The 14,836-nt window shown below is 39.6% G+C and carries 16 protein-coding genes; all 16 read right to left on the bottom strand.

Annotated elements, in window-relative coordinates:
- Complete coding sequence (locus ACT3CD_RS00820; RefSeq protein WP_444642012.1) at nt 1-771, bottom strand: hypothetical protein; 771 nt, start codon at nt 769-771, stop codon at nt 1-3.
- A 504-nt stretch (nt 772-1,275) separates the two neighbouring features.
- A complete protein-coding gene (locus tag ACT3CD_RS00815) occupies nt 1,276-1,863 on the bottom strand; it encodes a chemotaxis protein CheB (protein WP_444642010.1) in 588 nt (195 codons plus the stop codon).
- Nucleotides 1,850-2,689 (bottom strand): CheR family methyltransferase, encoded by an 840-nt coding sequence (locus ACT3CD_RS00810; protein WP_444642009.1) that lies wholly within the window; start codon nt 2,687-2,689, stop codon nt 1,850-1,852. The genes ACT3CD_RS00815 and ACT3CD_RS00810 overlap by 14 nt, the downstream gene beginning before the upstream one ends.
- Before the next feature lie 12 nt (nt 2,690-2,701).
- Entirely contained in the window at nt 2,702-3,574 is an 873-nt protein-coding gene (locus tag ACT3CD_RS00805; RefSeq protein ID WP_444642007.1) for a CheR family methyltransferase, read from the bottom strand.
- Nucleotides 3,574-5,454, bottom strand: coding sequence for a PAS domain S-box protein (locus ACT3CD_RS00800; protein ID WP_444642006.1), 1,881 nt, complete (start codon nt 5,452-5,454; stop codon nt 3,574-3,576). The genes ACT3CD_RS00805 and ACT3CD_RS00800 overlap by 1 nt, the downstream gene beginning before the upstream one ends.
- 50 nt (nt 5,455-5,504) lie before the next feature.
- Nucleotides 5,505-6,584 (bottom strand): protein-glutamate methylesterase/protein-glutamine glutaminase, encoded by a 1,080-nt coding sequence (locus tag ACT3CD_RS00795; RefSeq protein WP_444642004.1) that lies wholly within the window; start codon nt 6,582-6,584, stop codon nt 5,505-5,507.
- 28 nt (nt 6,585-6,612) lie between these two features.
- Nucleotides 6,613-7,083: a chemotaxis protein CheD gene (locus ACT3CD_RS00790; protein ID WP_444642002.1), complete on the bottom strand. Its 471-nt coding sequence runs from the start codon at nt 7,081-7,083 to the stop codon at nt 6,613-6,615.
- 9 nt (nt 7,084-7,092) lie between these two features.
- Nucleotides 7,093-7,992: a sensor histidine kinase gene (locus tag ACT3CD_RS00785; protein WP_444642000.1), complete on the bottom strand. Its 900-nt coding sequence runs from the start codon at nt 7,990-7,992 to the stop codon at nt 7,093-7,095.
- 37 nt (nt 7,993-8,029) lie between these two features.
- Nucleotides 8,030-8,896 carry a CheR family methyltransferase gene (locus ACT3CD_RS00780; RefSeq protein ID WP_444641998.1) on the bottom strand — a complete coding sequence of 289 codons (867 nt, stop codon included), beginning with the start codon at nt 8,894-8,896 and terminating at the stop codon, nt 8,030-8,032.
- Nucleotides 8,897-8,914: 18 nt separating this feature from the next.
- Entirely contained in the window at nt 8,915-9,394 is a 480-nt protein-coding gene (locus ACT3CD_RS00775; protein ID WP_444641996.1) for a chemotaxis protein CheW, read from the bottom strand.
- Nucleotides 9,395-9,399: 5 nt separating this feature from the next.
- Nucleotides 9,400-9,849 (bottom strand): chemotaxis protein CheW, encoded by a 450-nt coding sequence (locus ACT3CD_RS00770; RefSeq protein WP_444641994.1) that lies wholly within the window; start codon nt 9,847-9,849, stop codon nt 9,400-9,402.
- A gap of 32 nt (nt 9,850-9,881) precedes the next feature.
- Nucleotides 9,882-11,936 carry a chemotaxis protein CheA gene (locus tag ACT3CD_RS00765; RefSeq protein WP_444641992.1) on the bottom strand — a complete coding sequence of 685 codons (2,055 nt, stop codon included), beginning with the start codon at nt 11,934-11,936 and terminating at the stop codon, nt 9,882-9,884.
- Between the two features lie 36 nt (nt 11,937-11,972).
- Complete coding sequence (locus ACT3CD_RS00760; RefSeq protein ID WP_444641990.1) at nt 11,973-12,308, bottom strand: Hpt domain-containing protein; 336 nt, start codon at nt 12,306-12,308, stop codon at nt 11,973-11,975.
- A 7-nt stretch (nt 12,309-12,315) separates the two neighbouring features.
- Nucleotides 12,316-12,681: a response regulator gene (locus tag ACT3CD_RS00755; protein ID WP_444641988.1), complete on the bottom strand. Its 366-nt coding sequence runs from the start codon at nt 12,679-12,681 to the stop codon at nt 12,316-12,318.
- Between the two features lie 17 nt (nt 12,682-12,698).
- Nucleotides 12,699-13,013 carry an STAS domain-containing protein gene (locus tag ACT3CD_RS00750; RefSeq protein WP_444641986.1) on the bottom strand — a complete coding sequence of 105 codons (315 nt, stop codon included), beginning with the start codon at nt 13,011-13,013 and terminating at the stop codon, nt 12,699-12,701.
- Between the two features lie 51 nt (nt 13,014-13,064).
- Complete coding sequence (locus tag ACT3CD_RS00745; protein ID WP_444641984.1) at nt 13,065-14,774, bottom strand: methyl-accepting chemotaxis protein; 1,710 nt, start codon at nt 14,772-14,774, stop codon at nt 13,065-13,067.
- Between the last annotated feature and the right edge of the window lie 62 nt (nt 14,775-14,836).

Genomic DNA, 14,836 nt, shown 5'->3' with positions numbered 1-14,836 from the left:
TTAAAGAATACCTTCTTCAACCATCCTGGCTGACAGATCATTCCACATTCTTTCGATTTCATTTTTCTTAAAGGAGGCCATTTCTATCAAATACGTACAATGTCCTTCTTTCACCACAGGCAAAAGATAAAGTACCGAAGCAGGCAATTCTCCCAACCCGGAAGAGACACTTAAAAATGCTTCAGGGATATCATCAATCACCATTGGTGCTTTATCAGCCGCAGCCTGACCATTAAAACCTTCGCCGACAGAAAACGGTTCAGGGTGAAAATCTTCAGACACTGCGTAAGTAGCTTGTACGACAAATTGCCCATTGGGTTCGCTTTCCTTGTAAAGAATTGCCGCACTGGCCTGAAAAACTTCAGCAAGAAGATGTAAAAAATGAGAACCATCCTTTGCGACATGACCTTCATCAAAAATCCGGCGCATCATCTTTTCCTGGTATGAAGCGAATCGTTTAATTTCATTATCACGCTCTTCAAAATAAGAAAGTCGTTTTAGCAAGGCTTCTTTTTCCTTCCTCCAGATCTCGGTCATGTCTTGTTTTTCTTTGGACAGGGACTCCACTACTTTCTTATAATTACGAATACTAACATCGGCAATAAACAAAACACAAAGAAACAACAACAAAGCCCCAAATTCCACAAAATAATACCAGAGACCCACAACAGGACTAAAAAGCAATATTTTTAACATCGCCAAACCAAAAGCAACCCCTGCAAAAATAAACAACAGCTGTAAAACCGGATATTTGTCAATATTATATTTCATATGTTTATAATTTGTCTCTCAGTGGTCATATGGAACTCGCCGGAATAATCATACTTCTGTGTGTGAATCAATTCTCATGGCTCGTTTCATATGTTTATAATTTGTCTCTCAGTTGCCATATGGAACTCGCCGGAATAATCATTCTTCTGTGTGTGAACACGTTCTCATGGCTCGTTTCATATGTTTATAATTCGTTTGTTAAGGTCACATGGAACTCCCATGAAAATAATCATCTCCCTGTGTGAAAAATCCTTTATCATGGTCGTTTCATGTGTTTATAATTTCTTTGTTTTTGCCACATGGAACTCGTCGGAATTAATCAGACTCCTGTTTGTAAAATAATTCCCATGGTTCGTTTCATACTCAAAAACATTGTTTACAGAGATCGGATAAACACTATATTTGCCAGTTCCACAAATATTTACGTCACTTCGCAAACAGATTCGTTTCATCGCTTGCCCTTTATAAAATCAAACATACGAAAAAAGAGCCGTACGGTTATGATCACTTACTTCTCAACTCCCGATGTATCCCATTTAATATCTCTGCAATCTTGTCGGGTGAAGCAATACAGCTGGGCTCAAACAACTGCAAAGCAGCTTTAGGCATGGTATCAATATCGCAGGTTGCCGGATCCTGAACAATGGTATACCCCCCCACATCATGGATACGTTTAATACCTGCCGCTCCATCTTTATTGGCCCCCGTTAATAATAGACCCAGCGTCTTGTCTCTGTACACATAGGCAGCAGACAATAAGGTGTGGTCAATTGAAGGTCGGCTATGATTCAGACTTTCCTCCGTTGAAAGAGAAATTGTGCCATCCAACTCCAGGAACATATGATAATTAGCCGGCGCCAGAAAAACAGTATTTGGTCGTAACTTCTCTTTATCAAACGGCTCCACCACATTAATAACCGACTTAAGACTTAAGCCCTCCACGAGACCCGAACGAACGTGTTTCAGTCGATGAAGGCAAAGAACGATAGGAATTCGAAAATCGGGATCGAGGCGCGATAATATATTTGAGATAACAGAAAAACTACCCGCCGATCCACCAATCACAATTACTTTAAAATCAGGATAAGTCATAACTATAATTCTGTTTTGACAGTGGTTTTTGATAAATTCGCTCGGCAGGATCAAGCACTATCAATTCTTCTTCTATCTCGCGGGGCAGGCTATCTTTTATGCCGACCATTAAAAACCCGCCCGGCATTAAAACATCCAAAAGAATAGCATAGACTCTTTCAGCCATTCTGTGATTATAGTACAACGAAACGTTTCTGAATAAAATGGCTCCAATTTTCCTGTTCACCGGCAACTGGGTTGCTAATGTTGAGGGAATGCAACTAACTCTGCCAGAAATCTCTCCACAAAAAACAGGCTCACCTCTCCGCTCCTCCAAATAACTCTGAAAAGCATCCTTATCTTCAAGCCGCCGGTAGTTGGTTTGATTCACGTCACTAAATGCCTTATTAAACCGGCCTTCCTTTATCTTTAAAGCAATGGCAAGAGATGGCGTATTACACAAAACACAATAATTATCGGTCAAAAGCGACTCTTCCATAATAATTGAAACAGAGAATGCTTCCTCGCCACTTGGCGCATGAGGTATCCAAATCGTATCGGAGCCAGTTGGCAGACTCTTCATCACTTTATCACGAAATAAACGCCAGAAAGCAGGATCTCTAAACATTTCAGTTATTTCGACACTCATAAGCGTTTTCACCCTATCCCTGAAATCATCATCCAATAATTTTGATTGAAACACAGGAATCTGTCTGACATTTAAAGCGGAAAAAACATAAGGCAACCGACGTCCCAAAAAAGACAGACTATAATCGGAATAGTCCATGTCGGGATATGCGGACATAGATTTTGTCAACTCTTTTATTTCAGTTATTCCAAAAGTCACCAGTGTTACGTTTTAATATTTCAAATGAAACGATGACGTCTTTTTATAGACCTGTTTATGATGAACAAATTTAGTTTTAAAAAAGCCATGAAGCGATTCGTGCGATCCCAAAATGAGGAAACCTCCGGGAAATAATCGTTCATAAAACTTTTGCACAATATTGTTTTGTAAATCCTCATTAAAATAGATCAATACATTACGGCAAAAAATTACATCAAACTTCGAAAAGGCCGGAAAAGCTTCTTTAACCAAATCGTGCCGCAAAAACTTTACTTTTTCAATAAACTCAGGATGTATTGAAAAGGAATCCTCAACAGACTTATTAACAGAAAAAAACTTCTCGAACAACGCATTTGTATTCGTCGGAAAAATCCGTTTAAAATTATGAAAATAGGATTCATAATTATAGCTAAACCGGTAAGAACCTTTCTTAGCCTGCGAAATCGCATTCCGACTAATATCAGAGGCATATATTTCACTCTTTTCGAGTAACCCCAACTGATGCAAAAGAATAATATTAGAGTATACCTCTTGACCGGTAGAACAGCCGGCGTGCCAGATATGAATTTTTGGTTTATCGATCAACGCAGGTAAGACATTCTGATACAAATCAATCCATAGCGGAGGGTCTCTAAATAGTTCAGTGGTATTAACAGTAATTGATTCAACCACATATTCCACAAACTCTTCGCTGGTGCGTGTTCTGTAAATGAGCTGATCGAGGTTCAAATTATTATCACGCATTATTTTATCGATGCGTCGCTCAATCGAATTATTGGAATACCCGCTGAAGTCATAAGGTGAACACGCCTTAAGAACCTGCAAATACTCCCGATACTGATTATGCCCTCCACTACTCTCCTGCATGCTAAAGCCCTCAAACATTAAAACAATTCTACTTCAACATTTTGAATAAAAGCAGTATACGAGAATGCACCACCAACCTCAGCCTCAGAAAGAAGCATTAATACAGGAATATCTTCACCATACTTGGTCCTGATGGGTACTTCACGTCGCTCGCCCACTATTTTATTATTCTCATTTGACACAAATCGGGAAATGAAATCATTGGTTTTAACCGTCTCCTTGGAGAAAAGCATATTCACGTTATTATTTAATATCTCTTTACGGTCATAACCCCAGAGCTTTTCGGCTGCGGCATTAAAAAACTCTACAACGCCTTCATGGTTGGTTGTGATAATTGCATCAAGCGCACCTTCGAGGGTTTTTTCATTTCTGATTTTTACGGACTCTATCTCCTTAAATTGTTCTTTCATTTCGTTGCGCGCTTTCTCGAGCAACAAGCCCAACTCTTCCTTCGATCGCTTCAAGGCATCCTCCATTTTCACCTGATCAGTCACGTCATTTTCCAGACTCAGGATTTTAAGAATATTCCCGTTGTGATCGATTACCGGACTATAAGTCGATAACAAATAAATTTCTTCGCCTGATTTGGTACGTCGCCGAACACGTCCTCTAAAATTATTTCCATTCTGAATTTCGGCCAACACTTTATCCAGCTCACTAACATCTTCTTTAAACACAAAAATACGAAGATTCTGACCCTCAATCTCCTCGGGCCGATACTTAAAAGCACTAAGAAAGTTTTCGTTCACCGACAGCAAATTGCCTGCTGCGTCAAATTCGCATGAAATAGCGGCATGATCAATGGCATCAAGAATTCCTTTACGTTCCACTTCTCTCCTATCGCTCTCCTCCTGTGTCGCCCTCATCTCTTCAAGATTCTGCCGTAATTCCTCTTCCTGCTGGGCCATTTTTTCGGCCTGAATCTGTGTTTCGCGCAATAATTTATTGGTCTGAATATTGGTCTTAACCATAGCAATAGTTGATGCAATACTCTCGGCCGATTTTTCAACCAATCCTATTTCAAAATCCTCCAGCACTTTAAAAGAAGCCAACTCAATAACGCCATACAGCTCATCGTTGGTTTTTAAAGGCACCAATAAAATAGTGCCAGGATTGGCTTCTCCTAATCCGGAGGTAATATGAATGTAATCATCGGGCACGTCGGTCAACAAAATGGTTTCCTTTTCGAGACCACAACGGCCTATCAGACCCTCGCCCCAATTAATAATTTTATCAGCATATTTACGGCGATCAAAAGCAAAACAAGCCGTCATCTCGAAATATTGCTCGCCATTTTTACGATTTTCAAGCAAAAAAACGCCCCCCTGATTAATATTCATATAATTAACCAGGTAACGAATTATTTGATAAGATAACTCTTCAAGATTATCACTTGATTTTCGAAGTATCTCTCCAAACTCGGCCAAGCCTTTAGTGACCCAGTTACGCTGTTCTTCTTCAATTCGTCGGCGTTGCTGTTCCTGCTTGCTTTCGATCATGAACTCACGCAAGCTTATTAAAGAAAGAGTTAAAGGATCTTTCTTATCTTTATTTTTTAGTGGAATATCAAGCTTATCCTGACGTATATTTTCAATAAAAGCGAGTACCTGCCTGGTTCTGCCTGCCTCCTTTTTAATCTTACGAAACTGCTTATTAAGGATGCCAGAAAGTTTTCTGGAAATCCAATAATTGGTAACAGCAAACAAAAAAGGCAAGGTCAAAACAGCCCATAACCCCGGGAAAAAATAAAAGACATCAGCCAGGGAAATACGCTCAACCTTAGCCAATGCCGGCGAGTCCATACTTAAGAGAAATATAATTATGGCGGCCATCAAACCAACAGCAGCTCCCTGCAGGGCCGACTTAGAGGTTAACGCTTTATACTTATTCTTTTTCATTCTTCAGACCTTAAATTTAGACCTATAAATAACAAACCCTAAGGGTGTTTTCATAGAAATTTCTTTACCAGAAATGGGGCAATCTCTTCAATTCCCAGTATATTATTAACGCCACCAAGCTTAATGGCTTCTCTGGGCATCCCAAAAACGATGGATGTTTCCTGATTTTGAGCTATGGTATCAGCGCCTGATTCTTTAAGTTCCAACAGACCTTTAGCTCCATCGGCCCCCATACCGGTAAGAAGGACGCCGGTGGCATTTTGTCCGGCATAGCGGGCTGCTGACCGAAAAAGGACATCTACCGATGGCCGGTGCCTGTTAACCAATGGCGCTTGCTTAATTTCAACAACATATCCTTTCCCATTCCGCTTCAGCAGCATATGATGGTTACCAGGTGCAATAAGAACTCTCCCCTGATATAAATGATCACCGTCTTCGGCCTCTTTTACCTCTAAATGCGAAATTCTATTTAAACTTTTGGCAAACGAATTTGTAAATCCTTCGGGCATATGCTGCACAATGGCAATGCCAGGCATACGTGGCGGAAGTGCACGCAAAAACAAACGGATAGCTTCCGTCCCACCGGTGGAAGCACCGAGGACAATTATTTTTTCGGTATCGACGATACGTGTTTTAACACCAGAACGTTCCAGAATAATATCGGCTGAATATTTCGGTTGGACCAACATCGCATCGGGTGTCTTGCCAATTTTCAGCCTGGAAAGCTTTGCTTGTGCTGCTGCTTTAACAGCATCGCAAAGCATAATTTTTGATTCATTAAAAAACTGTGCGGCATTCATGGCCGGCTTTCCAATGATTTCAGAAGCCCCATATTCAAGGGCTTTCATAGCCACTTCTGTGCCTTCATTGGTTAAAGATGATATTACAACCACAGGGATAGGAAGCTGTGACATTATTTTACGCAAAAAAGTAAGCCCATCCATACGGGGCATTTCAATATCGAGCGTAATAACATCGGGGACTTCCTTCAGAATTTTTTTTACAGCAATAATAGGATCAGCAGCAGTACCCATGACCTCAATTTGTGGATCAGACTCCAAAATTGAAGATAGACTCTGTCTGACAACAGCAGAATCGTCAACAATAAGTACTTTAATTTTTTTATCCATAATTTACTCTAAAAACAATCCAACCATCCTATTGATTGGTCTTATCAAGGAACTTATGCCTCACTTCGCCAGTATCGGTAAAAAAAAGAATCTTTCTGCCTTTTCGTCCTCCGGTGCTGGAAGCCACTACCGGAATATCTTTCTCTTCCAAAATCATTCGGGCAATACGGATATTTCTTTCTCCTATCAACATAGCGCTGCGATCGGTGGAAATCAAATCACCGCCACCAAAAATTTTTGCTTGTAGATTCTCTTTTTTGCATCCCAACTGCAACATCCGCTCCACAAGCCGCTCAATAGCAATATTGCCGTATTTTGGGGAAGCCAGTTCATTGCCATTCCAGGTCGGGAGCATATAGTGATTAATGCCGCCTGTTTTAGCCACTGGATCCCACAGACAAATTGCCACACACGACCCCAAAATAGTTTTCACCACATACGAATCCCGGCTGGCAAAGAGAGTTGACGGATACAAAAAATGTTGTAAATATTGATCCATTATTATCCCTTAAAAAATCTCATCATCATCATCAAAGAAGATGTCATTTCCTTCACCACTAAAACCATCTACAACATTTTTTGCTTCAGGAATGCGAACCGTAAAAGTAGAACCTTCACCTTTTTTACTGTCAATTTCAATATAACCGCCCATAACATCAAGCAATGCTTTTGTTATTGATAAACCAAGGCCGTGACCACGGTTAATTGAATTAATACCTGAATCGAGACGTTTGAAGCGTTCAAAAATGATTTTTTGATTTTTATCGGAGATACCAGTGCCAAAATCTTTAACCGAGATGGTCAGCGCGTCTTCATCGGCTGTAACAACGATTATAACTTTACTGTCCTTATAACTGTATTTAAGGGCATTATTGAGCAGGTTGCTCATGATAGTCTTCAATTTTTCACTATCGGTTTTGAAATAAAAATTCTTTCCAAAGCCATACTCAATATTAAAATTGAATTCTATTTCGATACCCATTTTTCGCGCGACCAGGCTAAATGACTCAATGATAGTTTGAATCACGTTTTTAACGTTGACCTTTGCAATATTGGGAACCACTTCGCCAGCTTCAATCTTAGCTGCCACAAAAATATTCTTCAATTGAAAATCAAGGTTAAAAGCCTCACTATGTATGAGGGCCACCATTGATACAACTTTTTTCCAGTCGTTTTTCTCAACAGAAAGAATGCTTTTGGATAAGCCCAAAATAGAGGTAAAGGGATTAACAATTTCATTGGATATATTTGAAATGAAATGGCTTTTCAATGCCTCCGATTCCTTAAAACGTTTGGTAACATCCTGAAGCTCTTGTGTGAGGTATTTGACTTCCTGCTCAAATTTAGCACCTTCCTGAAGTCGCCCTCTAAGCTCCTTTAAAAGTTGTCTGTCCGAAATGTTCGCCATAATGCTTGAATGTAATTTATCGTCGTTTTACTTCGTTTTATTTTTTCCTGAAAATTGTTGGTTTAATATGCTCCAACGGCACCGTCATCCCTGATAAGGATTCTGAATGCCCAATAAAAAAATAGCCTCCCGGTTTTAAATGGTTACAAAGCTTATTAATCACCTTCTCCTGCGTGGCTCTGTCAAAATATATTAAAACATTGCGACAAAATATGACATCAAATGTTTCTTTAATATCATAAACCGGATCCATTAGGTTCAAATAGGCTAGCCGCATTTTTTTTTGCAATAAAGGACTAACCCTGACGGTTGGATTTTGACTGTCCTTACTTCTCAAAAAATAACGTTTTTTGAGTTCCAAAGGAATTGTTGAAATCCGCTCGAATGGATAAACACCCCGTGCAGCCTTCTCCAAAACGTTAGAGGAAATATCGGTACCCAATATTTCAAATTTAAAAAAAGGGTTAAGTCGCTCAAATTCATTTAGAACAATCGAAATGGTATATGGTTCTTCGCCACTTGAGCAACCGGCGCTCCAGACCTTCAATGGCGGTTGCGCCGACGAAGGTACAAACTCTGACAATACCTCATCGTTCAAAAAAATAAAATGACCGGGTTCTCTAAAAAAATCCGTCTTATTAGTTGTTACGACACTCAAAAAATGCAATAACTCTTTGTCCAGCCCTTCTTTACTAAATAGAAACTCCTTATAATCGGTATAAGAATTAAAGCCTAATTCTCTGATTCTTTTCAGCAAACGTCCCTGCAGCATCACTCTTTTTATGGGCGGCATCTTAATTCCGAACTCAGAATATATAAACCGACTGAAAACATTAAAGTCTTCCTCGGACAGCTCTGCCTTGAAGCAGTCCATCATTTCCGGTTTATAAGATGTTTTATCCATACTATTCTGGATGACTAATTATTTTATCTTTTTAAGACTATCGAGCATCGAAATAACTTCTTTCTGATTAAAAACTAAATCACTATTCAGGATGTAAATAAATTTATCATTCTGAGTATAGGTTGATTGAATGTACCCCGGCCGATAGTCATCAGAAATCAATTTAAGTTCCGAAGTATCGCATTCAAGCACATCAGAAACAGCGTCCACCAGAATTGCAACGCGATACGTTTTACTTAATGTATCACTGATTAGCTGCAAAACAATCATCACGGTGTCGATATCAATTTTAACTTCGTCCAGACCAAACTTCAGTCCAGTATCAATCAAAGGTATAACTTCATTCTGGTACTCCACCACGCCTTTAACGAAAGGTAGCGATTGGGGTAACACACGTGGGGTTACATATTCACGTATCTCCATTACTTTAACCACGTTAACGCCAAAAGTTTCCTGGCCAACTTTAAATGTAAGATACGAATTACTGTTAGTTGCCATGCTTCTTATTCTTCTATTAAATGCGTTAAACTCTTAATATCAATAACATGAATAAAATCGCCATTTTTCAAAAGAGTACCTTCAAACGAGTCAAGCATTCCTTTTTTCCCTTGCAAGACGGTTTCCTTTAATTCGGACGATTTGTACTCAAAAACCTCCTGAACCATATCTACGAGAATACCCACTTTATCATCCTGATCGCCCTTAGGGCTAAGAACAATAATGGAGGTATCGGCCCCATTTGTAAAATTTTCACGCCCCATAATTACACGCATATCAGCCACCGGAACAATATTCCCGTGTAGATTAATGATTCCCTTCATGAATTCCGGTGTATTTGGCACCGACGTAATAACAGGCGGCAGTTCCAGAATGTGAGCTACCGTAAGGGCATTCACTGCAAAAATATCATCCTGAATCTGAAACGACAAAAGTGTTTTGTCTTGTACTTCCATTTTATACTGCCTTTATATAGAATATTAACAATCTATTTCTTTCCTTTTCGGATTTGTAACAAACGCGTGGTGTCTATAACCATCGAAATACTTCCATCGCCCATAATAGAGGCTCCGGACAAAATTTTCTGACTACGCAGATACTTTCCCAAAGGTTTAACCACAGTTTGATATTCACCAATCACACTATCAACAACAATCCCGGCCAATTTGTCGCCTGATTTAACAACAACCATCTGTACAACGTTATTGTTTTCGTCCAATGGCTCAAGATTAAAAGCCTCCCGTAGATTTATATAAGGCACCTGCTCGCCGTCTAACTCCACAACACGATTAAAGGTATTCCTGAACTTTGTCGACTCCAACGCATGAATTTTTTCGATGGCGGAAATAGGAATAACATACTGATTATCTTTTACCTTTACCAGTAATCCATCAATAATTGACAATGTCATAGGCAATTGGATAGAGATAATTGTTCCTTTACCCAATTCCGATTCCACAGTTACTTCGCCACGTATTTCTGCAATTTTACGTCGAACAACATCCATTCCAACACCACGGCCCGACACTTCGGTTACGGCATCACGGGTACTAAAACCGCTAAGAAATATTAGATTCAATATTTCTTTATTTTCAAGTTGCGCTCCTTCTTCAACAATGCCTTTGGCAATAGCCTTTCGAAGAATAAGATCGGGATCAAGACCTTTACCATCGTCGGACACCTCAATAATAACATTGGCGCCTGAGTAATAAGCCTTAAACAAAATTGTTCCCTTTGGTGCCTTCCCAGCCGAAATACGATCATCCGGCAACTCAATACCGTGATCAATTGAATTACGAAGAATGTGCAACAAAGGATCGGTCAGATTCTCTATGATATTTTTATCCAGTTCTATATCACCGCCTTCAATAACAAAATCAATATCCTTATTTTGGTCTTTGGATAAGTCGCGTACCAATCGCTGGAAACGCATCAATTCACTCTGCAAAGGAATAAGGCTAATATCAAAGGCATTTTCACGCAGCTGGCGCGATAATTTTTGAATATTCTCGGTAAGGGCCATTATAGATGGTTCGCCACTCTTTTCGGCATACAGACTCAGCTGCGCCTGAATGGTTACCAACTCACTCACCAACGTCACCAGCTCATCAATCTTATACGACGATACTCTGATGCTGGAAATTTTATGTTCCTGAACAGCTACTTTTCTAGGAGCTGTGGTCGGTTTAGCAACGGCTTCTTTTTTCCAATCAGCGTCGTCAAAGTCCTCTTTTTTCAGAAGGAGATTTCGCTCTTTTGCCTTGTCAACCATTGACTTAACAGCAGGCAAATCAACGACAGGTCTGTTGGCGATCAAATCAACGCTCAATTCACACTCGTCTTCCACGAAAATGAAAACGTCTTTAATCTCATTAACGGATTCAACCGTACTTAACAAAATCTGCCAGACACAATAATTACTGGTCGGGCTATATAAATCGAGTGATGGAATTTTATGCACATAAGCTACACACATGGCTGTACCCAGCGCATGAAGGTCGTCCATTAAAAAAAACGGATTAGTTCCGTTTTGCAGCAAATCCAACTGAGGAATAAAAGTAATCAAATAAGTAAGTTCACTCTTCGTTTCTTGCTGTTGGGGTACCTTAACAGTAGGTGATGATACGGTCGTTTTAGCAGAAGTGTCAGCTGGGATTTCAGAACCATTCCCCATAAAATCTTTTATGCGATTGGTAATGCCCGCCAACTCTTCTTTATCTTTTGCCTCGGTTAAATCACCGGTATTGAGCAAAATATTTATCTCATCAATAGCCAGAAACGTCAGCGAAATTAAGTCAGTAGTAACGGGAATCTTTTGGTTCCGGACACCATCAAAAATAGTCTCTAAGTGGTGAGTAAACTCGCTTAAGTCATTAAAACCAAACATAGCGCCACCACCCTTAAGAGAGTGCATCGCCCTAAAGATACGCTCTATAAGTTCCCGGTTTTCCATGTCTTTCTCAAGAAGAAACAATGCTTCTTCCAGATCCTGAACATTATCCTTGGACTCCTCTACAAATTTTGCTCTAAACTTATCAATCATGAGTTACCTTCAATTATGACTATCAGTCTGGTACTTTTAGTTAGACACTTGGGCCATTCCTTTTGATTCGTCTTTCAATGTTTCTATCATAGATAAAATAGTTCTCCGCGTTTGCTGAAGAAACTGTGAGGAAATATCCCTATTATTGGTGCGAACCTCATAAAAGGCACGTTCAACCTTTCTCGAAAGCTTTGGCATCACTTCATAGCCCAACATTGGAGCTGTACCACTTATCTGATGACTAATTGTAAAGATCCGTTCGACGGTATCATCGAGCTTATCGCCATCAGGTTCTTTTTCCAAAATAACAGCCAAATTCTCCAATTCGCTTAAAATCTGGTCAAAAAACTTCCTTTTAAGATCCTCTAACATTGGTTCGCTATCTGATAACTCTCGATATGGCTGACAATAACTTGGCAGGAACAAATGGTTTAATGATCCAACCTGTAGCACCCGCTTCCTTGGCTTCCATTTTCTTGGCGGTTTGTGACTCTGTGGTCAAAAACAATATCGGGATATGCTTATAAGTATCATTTTGTCTCACCTTCCTGATTAAACCCAGCCCATCAAGATTTGGCATGTGGAGGTCGGTAATGATAATGTCTATATGACGGCCATCAAGATACTGCAACGCATCTTCACCATCTACCCCAACAAGCACTTCATACCCTTCATTCTGGAGTGTAAAATTTACCACTTCCCGGATACTCTCAGAGTCATCTACAATAAGAACGGTTTTTGCCATAACTATATGATGTTTAATTAATTTTCAGTTAAAAAAGAGTCAAATCCAGCATTTGCAACCAATGAATTAAGTTCCTCTGACAGACTCACAGAAAGAGTCACTTTAAAATTATTCTTCTTTCCACTATTTTTTATGGAATAGATCAATTGCACAAACGTAAGATCCAGGTTCTCCACTTCTTTAACCTGAATATTTACTGCTGTCGGTTTTTCGAGAATCGTCTTAATCTCAGACGCAATTTTTTCGATATTATTAATCGTCAACTGCCCGCTAAACACAAGATTTACCTCGCCATTTTTTTCTTTGTGAGCAATTTTATAGCTATCAGTCATAATAATTTATTTCTCAGTAAAAACGAAAAATCCATCCACCAGAACGTCTGTTTAAAATTTTTCATAATTATCCAAATCAAATTCTTTCTCCAAATTTGACAAATTTGGCTGAAATGATTTTGAAGTGGGAGTTGACTTGGTTTTTCCGCTTTTTTCCTTCGTATTTTTAGAGGTAGAAGAGGTTTTACCTTTAACACTTTCAGCTGCCTCCTGAGAAATCTCCTCGTCACCAATATTAAAATAACTAACAGCTTCTTTAAGGTTCTGCGCCAAAACAGATAACTGATCGGAACTTTGTGTCAACTCATCAGAGCTGGAGGCATTTTCCTGAGTAATCAGATTAAGCTGTTGCATCGCCATGTTGATTTGGTCAGCGCCGGTTTTTTGTTCCATACTGGCAGCAGCGATCTCTTTAATCAACAAGGTTGTTTTTTCAATATCAGGGACAAGCGCACGAGCCTTGTCGCCGGCTTCTTTAGAAACTTTAAGTCCCCGGGCCACAAGCGTCACAATTTCATCGGCAGCCACTTTACTACGTTCAGCCAATTTACGCACTTCTGCTGCAACCACTGAAAAACCGCGTCCATGCTCACCGGCCCGAGCCGCTTCCACCGCAGCATTAAGCGCCAAAATATTTGTTTGGAAAGCAATATCACTAATAATTGAAATCTTTTCAGAGATGGCTGTCATAGCCTTAGCAGCTTCCGAAGTCAACTCATCAGCAATATTCACATCCTTGGCGGTTTCCACCGTTATTTTTTCTGTTTGTACAGCATTTTCGGTATTCTGATCAATATTTGCCACCATCTCTTCAATGGATGTTGATACTTCTTCGGCAGAGGCCGCCTGGTCAGCAGACCCCCGGGATAGTTGCTGAGAACTGGTTTTAAGTGTCTCACTCGAATAAACCAAATTATTGGCATTCTCTTTAATGGCAACAACCGTTTTCTTGAGGTTGATAGCCATATTACTCAATTCTCTTGATAAGATACCTATTTCATCATCCTGTTCGACATTTACTTCCGCCGTAAGATCGCCCACTCCAATGGCCTTGGCAAAAGAAACGCCCTTGGTTAAGGGTTTTACAATGGAATTATAAAGTAAGAAGCCGGTTATTAAGGAGACAACCAAAAGTATTATTCCCATAAGAACGACAGTCCACACCAACACTGAAAAAGATTTATGCATTTGTGCCAATGCCGTATCATTCTTTTTGGTGTATTTATCCGTTAGGGCCGTGATTTCATCACTAATATCCTCAGAAAGCTTCATGATACCCCGGCCTTCCATGACCATATCTTCGGCTTGGAAAAAGACCATCACATCTTCATAAGCTTCAAAAGAGTTTAAGCTTTTCATCACTTCCTGATGCAGACCAAAAAGAGAATCCATATGTTGAAAAATCAACTCCAGCTTAACAATATCATCTTTGTCTTCCCACTCCTTGGCAATAGGATGCAACGATTCTTTTAATTGGGGCCAATCGGTACTGTGAAGTTCAGCTAAACGCAACTTATCAGGTGTACCAGGTTGGTTATCGACAAACACCCAATTACGGATTAACATTTTACTTTGGGTGATCAACATATTCATATTGTTCAAATCCGTTACTGAAGGCCCATAAATATCTGTAACTTCCCTGTTCAAACTGGTACTTCTGACCAAAGTAAAAATAGTAAGAATACTATTTAAAAAAACCACTACCAGAATTAAACCAAAACCGTAAATCAGTTTTTGACCAATGTTTAATTTAAACTTCATGTGTGAATAATTTTATTGTTCACTGCCCTTAAGAAATCAGCCAAAATTAAGATTCAACAACA

It is taken from the genome of Geofilum sp. OHC36d9, assembly GCF_052400685.1.
In the GTDB taxonomy this organism is placed as follows: Bacteria; Bacteroidota; Bacteroidia; order Bacteroidales; family Marinilabiliaceae; genus CAZHHH01.
This window is presented reverse-complemented; position numbering and strand designations above follow the sequence as displayed.